An 8,062-nucleotide genomic window follows, 5' to 3' on the forward strand; every position below is an offset into this window, starting at 1 on the left:
GCCGAGCCGGACGGGCTGAACATCAACCGGGACTGTGGATCGACGCACCTGGACGTGGTGGCCGCCGAGGTCGTCGCGGCCGGGGCCGATGTGGGGATCGCCCACGACGGCGACGCGGACCGGTGCTTGGCCGTCGACGCCTCCGGCGAGATCGTCGACGGGGACCAGATCATGGCGATTCTGGCCTTGGCGATGCGTGAGAACGGCACGCTTCGCCGCGACGCCGTGGTCGCGACGGTGATGTCGAACGAGGGATTCCGGCTGGCGATGCGTTCGGCCGGTATCGAGGTGATCGACACCGCGGTGGGTGACCGGTACGTGCTGGAAGCGATGAAGGCCGGCGGCTACGCCCTGGGCGGCGAGCAGTCCGGGCACGTCGTGATGCTGGACCACGGCACCACCGGAGATGGCGTGCTCACCGCCGTCCACCTGCTCGCGCGAATGGCGTCGTCGGGCCGGCCGCTGGCCGACCTCGCCGGGGTGGTTCAGCGACTGCCGCAGGTGCTGGTCAACGTCACCGGCGTGGACAAGACGCGGGTGGGCGTCGACGAAGGCGTCACCGCCGCTGTGGCCGAAGCCGAAGCGGAGCTGGGCGACACCGGCCGGGTGCTGTTGCGTCCGTCCGGCACCGAGCCACTGGTGCGGGTGATGGTCGAGGCCGCCACCGCCGCCCAAGCCGAGGCGGTAGCCAAGCGCCTGGCCGCCGTCGTAGAGACCCAACTCGCCCTGAACAACTCCAAATGATCATGTTCACTAGGCAAATCCCTACCGCACCACCGGTGTAAGCCTGTTGGTGTGACAGATCGCCTCGTGGCGTCAGGCCATTGACGCCTGCCCGGGGACGAAAACCCGTTGTCACGCCCGCCCGGAGTTGTCAGGCTGCGACGCATGGACTTGCGTGACCGTTCCCGGGGCGACGCACCCGTCGCGAACATCCGAACGATCGAGACCGCCGACGACGTCTTCGGCGCGTGGTTCGCCGCCTTCGACGCCGCGCACCGGCACGACTTCCCCGACGGCCCACACTGGCTCGAACACGAGCTGCGGGTCCGGAACACGCCCAGTATGGCGAACGACACGTGCCTTCTGATCGCCTCGGACGAGGCGGGCGGGGTCGTCGGGTCGGCGGTCGCGTTCTTCCCGCTCACCGACAACCTGGCGATGGCGCAGATCGACGTCGCCGTCGTCCCGGCTGCCCGTCGTCGGGGGATCGGCTCCGCGCTGCTCGAGGCGGCCGAAGCCGACGCCCGCCGTCGAGGACGTACCCGGTTCATGGCTGACATCGAAGGCCCGCCCGGACCGTACGAGACCTCCGGAACGCACTTCGCCGAACACCACGGCTACACCCGGCGGATCATCGAGATCCTCCGGGCACAACGGCTGCCCATCGACACCGCGCGCCTGGACGAGCTCGAACAGGCTGCCAGCCCGCACGCTGCGGGCTACGAGATCGTCACGTGGCGTGACCGCGTGCCCGACGACTACGTCGACGAGTACGCCCGGTTGATGGCGCGGATGAGCACCGACGCGCCGCTGGGGGAATTGGACTACGAGCCGGAGGTGTGGGACGCAGCGCGAGTCCGGGAACACGACGACCGGATCGCCCGGATGCGACGCGGCTCGTGGGGCGCGGCCGCCATGACGCCGGACGGCACGATGGCTGGATTGACCGAGATCGTGCTGTCGCACGACAGCGAAGAGGTCGCGTTTCAAGAAGAGACGATCGTCGATCCACCGCATCGTGGGCATCGCCTCGGCCTGTTGGTGAAGATCGCGAACGTGCGGCGGCTGCTGCACGACCGCCCGGGCGTGCAGTCGGTGTGGACCGGCAACGCCGACACCAACTCGTTCATGATCTCGGTGAACGAGAAGTTGAACTACGAGGTCGCCGGGTGGATGGCCGGCTACCAGCGCGACGTGTGACGCTCGGAGGCTCAGCACCTGGTGCAGCGATCATGCGCTGCTAGATCTTGCGCAGACGGATGCGCCGGATGGCGTGGTCGGGGCCTTTGGTGAGCGTGAGCGTGGCCCGGCCGCGAGTGGGCAGGATGTTCTGGGCCAGGTTCGGCCCGTTGATGGTGTCCCAGAGCTCTTCGGCGCGGCGTACGGCGGCATCGTGGTCGAGGCTGCGGTAGCGGTGGAAGTACGACTCCGGGCGCTGGAACGCGGTTTCACGTAGCCGGAGGAAACGCTGGACGTACCAACGGCGGACGTCGGCCTGAGCGGCGTCGACGTAGATGGAGAAGTCGAAGAAGTCGCTGATCGCCAGCCCGGAGACGCCGTTGGCACGGGGACGGGCCGGCTGCAGCACGTTGAGCCCCTCGACGATGACGATGTCCGGCCGGTCGATCTCGATCTGTTCGCCGGGAACGATGTCGTAACTGAGGTGGGAGTAGACCGGCGCCGTCACCACCGGCTCACCGGACTTCACCGCCGCGACGAAGCGCAGCAGGGCCCGCCGGTCGTAGGACTCGGGAAACCCTTTGCGCTGCATCAGCCCGCGTCGTTCGAGTTCGGCGTTGGGCAGCAGGAACCCGTCGGTCGTCACCAACGACACCCGCGGGTGCTCCGGCCAGCGCGCGAGCAACAGCCGCAAGAGTCTCGCGGTGGTCGACTTGCCGACCGCGACCGACCCGGCGATCCCGATGACGAACGGAGTCCGGTCGGCGAAATCACCGAGGAAGGTCTTGGTGGCCTGATGCAGCCGGTCGGTGGCGCGGACCCGCAAGTTGAGCAACCGCGACACCGAGAGGTAGACGTCTCGGACCTCGTCGAGGTCCAGGAAGTCGCCCAGCCCCCGCAGCTCCTCGAGTTCCTCGGCGGCCAGGGAGAGCGGCGTTTGCTCGCGCAGCCGTGCCCAGTCCGAACGGGACAGATCCACGAACGGGGATGAATCGTGCAGCGCAGTCATGGTGTGCACATTCTTGCCGACTCGCCACGACGCCGTGCGGGCGAGGGCGCCTCGAAAACCCGCGGCCTGAAAAAACGCGCGCCCCGGGACGGCCGTGGGCCGGCCCATGCGGGGATATGCTGACCGCCGTGTGTGGCATCGTGGGATACGCAGGACATCAGCAGGCACTCGACGTCGTCGTCGAAGGGCTGCGCCGCCTCGAGTATCGCGGTTACGACTCCGCCGGAGTGGCGGTCGTAGCCGACGGTGCCCTGGCTTCGGCCAAACGCGCCGGGAAGCTGGCCAACCTCGAGAAATCGCTCGAACTGCAGCCCCTGCCGTCGGCCGGCACGGGCCTCGGGCACACCCGCTGGGCCACGCACGGCGCTCCCACGGACCACAACGCGCATCCGCACCTGGACGAGTCCGGCCGGGTCGCGGTGATCCACAATGGCATCATCGAGAACTTCGCGCGGCTGCGGGCCGAGCTCGAACAGTCCGGCGTGCGATTCGTCTCCGAGACCGACACCGAGGTCGTGGCGCACCTCCTGGCTGCCGAGGTCGCCGCCGGCTCGGAGTTGGCCGAGGCGATGCGCCGGGTGTGCCTGCGCCTCGACGGCGCGTTCACGCTGCTGGCCGTGCACGCGGACATCCCCGACCGTGTCGTCGCGGCGCGGCGCAACTCACCGCTGGTGGTGGGGCTCGGCGACGGCGAGAACTTCCTGGCCTCCGACGTGTCGGCTTTCATCGCCCACACCCGCGAAGCACTCGAGGTCGGTGAGAGCCAGATCGTGGAGATCACCGCCGGCGACGTCAAGCTCACCGACTTCCACGGCGCCACCGTCGAAGAGCGCCGCTTCCACGTCGACTGGGACGCCTCGGCCGCGGAGAAGGACGGCTACGACTACTTCATGCTCAAAGAGATCGCCGAGCAACCGAAGGCGGTCGCCAACACCCTGCTCGGTCGCATCGGGCCCGAGGGTCTGCTGTCACTGGACGAGATGCGGCTGTCGGACGAGGAACTGCGCGAGGTCGACAAAGTCGTCGTCATCGCCTGCGGCACGGCCTATCACGCCGGTCTGGTGGCCAAGTACGCCATCGAGCACTGGACTCGCATCCCGTGCGAGGTGGAGCTGGCCAGCGAGTTCCGGTACCGCGACCCGGTGGTGGGCCGGGAGACGCTCGTCGTGGCTGTCAGCCAGTCCGGGGAGACGATGGACACCCTGATGGCCTTGCGCTACGCGCGTGAACAAGGCGCGAAGGTGCTGGCCATCTGTAACACCAACGGTGCGACGATCCCGCGGGAGTCCGACGCCGTGCTGTACACGCACGCCGGACCCGAGGTCGCCGTGGCCTCGACCAAGGCGTTTCTCACCCAGCTGATCGCCTGCTTCCTCGTCGGGCTGTACCTCGGCCAGGTGCGCGGGACGAAGTGGGGCGACGAGATCCGCGCCGTCGTCCGTGACCTGTCGGACCTGCCGTCGAAGGTCGACCAGGTCCTCGAGACCATGGAGCCGGTCCGCGAGCTGGCGCGCAACCTGGCGTCGTCGACGTCCGTGCTGTTCCTCGGCCGCCACGTCGGCTTCCCGGTGGCGCTCGAAGGTGCGCTCAAGCTCAAGGAGCTCGCCTACATGCACGCCGAGGGTTTCGCGGCGGGCGAGCTCAAGCACGGTCCGATCGCGCTGATCGAGGACGGCGTCCCGGTCATCATCGTGGTGCCGTCGCCCAAGGGACGCTCGGTGCTGCACGACAAGATCGTCAGCAACATCCAGGAGATCCGGGCCCGCGGCGCGCGCACGATCGTCATCGCCGAGCAGGGGGACGAAGACGTCGTCCCGTACGCCGACCACGTGGTTCGGGTACCGGAATGCCCGGTGTTGTTGCAGCCGGTCGTGTCGACGGTGCCGCTGCAGGTGTTCGCCTGCGAGATGGCCAGTGCGCGCGGGTTCGACGTCGACCAGCCTCGCAACCTGGCCAAGAGCGTCACCGTCGAGTAGTCGGGCCCGGCAGGCGAGGGGCAGCGGTCCTCGCCCGCGGCTCGTTCCTCGCCGTCGCCCGTGCCTACCCTGGACCGCTGCCCCCGACCCCAAGACGGTGAGGAACTCCTCGAGCCGGTCGTCGTCCCCGCCGAGAACCCGCGCTGCCCTGGGTTGCACGATCATCAGGCTGTACAGCATGGAGCCCAGCCACACCGCCGCCAAGCCGACGTGCACGACGGCGAGCAGGGCGACGACCATGCCTCAGCGCAGCTCCGTCGACAACAGGTCCATGACCATGCCATCGCGCACGCTGCTGGTGTGACGTTCACGCCCGTGCATCATGCCGACCGGGCGGAACCCGACGGCGGCGCAGCAGCGGATGGCGGTCTCGTTGGTGGCGGCGGGATCGATCACGAGGCGATGGTGGCCGAGCTGGTCGAACAGGTACCGCGCCAAGGTACGGATGGCGTCGCGCCCCAGCCCACGCCCGTGCAGGTCAGGGTCGATGAAGATCTCGATACCGGCGTGCCGGTCGCGGGGGTCTTCGTTCTCCCAGTACTGGATCATGCCGGCGATGCGCCGGCCGGTGACGATCGTCAGCCGGGTAGCCGAGCTGTCGGCCAGGGGCCAGTCGTCGACGAGGTCGGCGGCGTCCCACCACTGCCGGACCTCCGGGGTGCTCATGATGTGCACGAGCACGGGCACGTCGTCGGCGACGACCGGGCGCAGCATGACGCTCTCGCCGCTCAGCGCCCCCACGAGTGCCACTTCACCCATACGCGCGAGTGTAAGACGCAAACTGCATCTGCGGCATGGCGAACCTGGTGAGCAGGCCCCGCTAGGGTGGGATGAATGATCGTGGGCGTGGGGATCGACGTCGTCGATGTCAGGCGCTTCGCCGTGACGTTGGAGCGCACGCCCACGCTGGCGCTGCGGGTGTTCACCGCGGCCGAACGCGAGCGGTCCGTCGCCTCCCAGGCTGCGCGGTTCGCGGCCAAGGAGGCGTTGGCCAAGGCGCTGGGTGCCCCGCGTGACCTACGCTGGCACGACGCCGAGGTGGTCAGCGACGAGAACGGCCGGCCGTGGTTTCGCCTGAGCGGTACCGTCCAGGCCTGTTGTGACGCGCTCGGCGTCAGCTCGGTGCACCTGTCGCTGTCTCACGACGCGGGCGTGGCTTCCGCGCTCGTGGTGCTCGAAGGGGGAACGACGTGATCGGCGTGCACTCGGTGGCCGACATTCGCACGGCCGAGAACGATCTGATGGCTCGCCTGCCCGATGGGGCCTTGATGCAGCGGGCGGTGGCCGGGCTCACCACGACGGTGGCGCGCCTGCTCGACGGCCCCTACGGGGCTCGGGTCACCGTGCTGGCCGGCGGCGGCAACAACGGCGGCGACGCGTTGTGGGCCGGTGCTCGCCTGGCGCGTCGTGGTGCGCGGGTCGACGCGGTGCTGCTGCGGCCCGAGCACGCCCATGCCGAAGGGCTGGCAGCGCTGCGCGCAGCCGGTGGCCGAGTGGTCGCCGGTGCGGCGTCCACGGCGGCGGAGTCGGCCGTGCGCAGGGCCGACGTCGTGCTCGACGGCATCCTCGGCATCGGTGGCCGGGGCGGACTCGACGACGAGGCCGCCGACCTGGCCGCCGTCGCGCATGACCATGCCGGACTCGTGGTGGCCGTCGACCTGCCCAGTGGGGTGGTGCCCGACACCGGTGAGACGCCAGGACGACATGTGGTCGCCGATGTGACGGTGACGTTCGGGACAGGCAAGGTCGCGCTGGTCCTCGATCCGGCTGCGGCCGCCGCTGGATCTGTGCACGCGGTCGACATCGGCCTCGGGCCGTACCTGCCGGACCCTGATGTCGAGGTTCTCGAACCCGCCGACGTCGCGGCGCTGCTGCCCCGGCCGGGCCGTGAATCGGACAAGTACGCGCGGGGTGTGGTGGGTGTGCTGGCCGGTTCGCAGCAGTACACCGGGGCGGCGATGCTGGCCGTGGGCGGTGCGGTGCACGGCGGCGCGGGCATGGTGCGCTATTGCGGGCCCGACGCCGTGGCCGCGGGCATCCGGATGCGTTGGCCTGAAGTGATCGTCAGCCCCGACGTCGAGTCCACCGGCCGGGTCCAGGCCTGGACGGTGGGCTCGGGCCTCGGTTCGCGCCGGCCGGCTGAAGTATCGGCCGAGGGGGTCCCGGTCCTGGTGGACGCCGACGCGCTCGCGGCCGTACCGGCCCGGTTCGTCCGTCCGGCGCTGCTGACCCCGCACGCCGGAGAACTGGCCAGGATGCTCGATGTCGATCGGGCCGAGGTGGAGGCGCACCGGCTCCGGCATGCCCGCCAGGCGGCCGAGCGCTGGAACGCGACGGTGCTCCTCAAAGGGAGCACGACCCTCGTCGTCGCCCCGGACGGCCGGATGCGGATCAATCCGACCGGTACGTCCGCGCTGGCCACGGCCGGCACCGGCGACGTCCTGGCCGGCCTTGCGGGCTCCCTGCTCGCAGCCGGACTCACGCCTCTCGACGCCGGCAGTGTGGCCGCATACGTCCACGGGGAGGCAGGCCGGCTGGCCGCCGCCGATACCGGGTACCCGTCCGCGGGCGACGTCCTCGAGCACGTGCCCGCGGCGCTGTGGTCGCTGCGCCGGACGGCCTGACAGAATCGGTGCCGTGGTGACCCACGACTTCGCCCGGCCATCGGTGCCGCACGCCGAGGTGCGCGTCGACCTCGACGCAATCCGGGCCAACGTCGCCGAGCTGGCGGTGCGTGCCGGCGGGGCCGACGTCATGGCTGTCGTCAAGGCGGACGCCTACGGGCACGGGTTGGTCCCCGTGGCCCGCGCCGCGCTGGAAGCCGGGGCGAGCTGGCTGGGTACGGCGGTGCTGACCGAGGCGTTGGCGCTGCGCGCCGCGGGCGTGACCGCGCGGGTGTTGGCGTGGTTGTGCGCACCGGGAGAACGCTGGAGCGACGCGGTGGCTGCCGACGTGGACGTGTCGGCGTCTGCGCCATGGGCGGTGGGCGAGATCGCGGCGGCCGCGCGTGAGACGGGGCGGGTGGCTCGCGTCCATCTGAAGGTCGACTCCGGCCTCGGGCGCTCTGGTGCACCTCGCCAGGCGTGGGCCGGCCTCGTCGACGAAGCGCTGAAGGCGCAAGCCGAAGGGGTGCTCGAGGTGGTGGGCCTGTGGTCGCACCTGGCCTTCGCCGACG

7 protein-coding genes and 1 pseudogene are annotated in these 8,062 nt (G+C 70.2%); 6 read left to right on the forward strand and 2 right to left on the reverse strand.

Annotated elements, in window-relative coordinates:
* Positions 1 to 744: pseudogene (locus M6444_RS07910) on the forward strand (phosphoglucosamine mutase); the annotation flags it as partial.
* Positions 745 to 888: 144 nt separating this feature from the next.
* Positions 889 to 1,923, forward strand: a complete 1,035-nt coding sequence (locus tag M6444_RS07915) for a GNAT family N-acetyltransferase (protein ID WP_298325251.1) — start codon at positions 889 to 891, stop codon at positions 1,921 to 1,923.
* 40 nt (positions 1,924 to 1,963) lie between these two features.
* Here M6444_RS07915 and coaA read toward each other — a convergent pair whose 3' ends face one another.
* Positions 1,964 to 2,911 carry a type I pantothenate kinase gene (gene coaA / locus M6444_RS07920; RefSeq protein WP_298325252.1) on the reverse strand — a complete coding sequence of 316 codons (948 nt, stop codon included), beginning with the start codon at positions 2,909 to 2,911 and terminating at the stop codon, positions 1,964 to 1,966.
* 128 nt (positions 2,912 to 3,039) lie between these two features.
* Between coaA and glmS the strand changes: the two genes are divergently transcribed.
* Complete coding sequence (gene glmS, locus M6444_RS07925) at positions 3,040 to 4,887, forward strand: glutamine--fructose-6-phosphate transaminase (isomerizing) (protein ID WP_298325255.1); 1,848 nt, start codon at positions 3,040 to 3,042, stop codon at positions 4,885 to 4,887.
* Between the two features lie 243 nt (positions 4,888 to 5,130).
* Here the strand turns inward: glmS and M6444_RS07930 are convergent, their stop codons facing one another.
* Complete coding sequence (locus M6444_RS07930) at positions 5,131 to 5,646, reverse strand: GNAT family protein (protein ID WP_298325258.1); 516 nt, start codon at positions 5,644 to 5,646, stop codon at positions 5,131 to 5,133.
* Between the two features lie 75 nt (positions 5,647 to 5,721).
* Here M6444_RS07930 and M6444_RS07935 point away from each other — a divergent pair, with 75 nt between their 5' ends.
* The 3 genes from M6444_RS07935 to M6444_RS07945 all read left to right on the forward strand — a co-directional run.
* Positions 5,722 to 6,081 (forward strand): holo-ACP synthase, encoded by a 360-nt coding sequence (locus M6444_RS07935; RefSeq protein WP_298325260.1) that lies wholly within the window; start codon positions 5,722 to 5,724, stop codon positions 6,079 to 6,081.
* The gene (locus tag M6444_RS07940; RefSeq protein WP_298325263.1) at positions 6,078 to 7,511 is read left to right on the forward strand and encodes an NAD(P)H-hydrate dehydratase; all 1,434 of its coding nucleotides are present in this window, start codon (positions 6,078 to 6,080) and stop codon (positions 7,509 to 7,511) included. Before M6444_RS07935 ends, M6444_RS07940 begins: the two co-directional genes overlap by 4 nt.
* A gap of 13 nt (positions 7,512 to 7,524) precedes the next feature.
* Positions 7,525 to 8,062, forward strand: a 538-nt coding sequence (locus tag M6444_RS07945; protein ID WP_298325265.1) for an alanine racemase, incomplete at its 3' end; no start/stop codon positions are given.

The organism is Haloactinopolyspora sp., from assembly GCF_027324685.1.
In the GTDB taxonomy this organism is placed as follows: Bacteria; Actinomycetota; Actinomycetes; order Jiangellales; family Jiangellaceae; genus Haloactinopolyspora.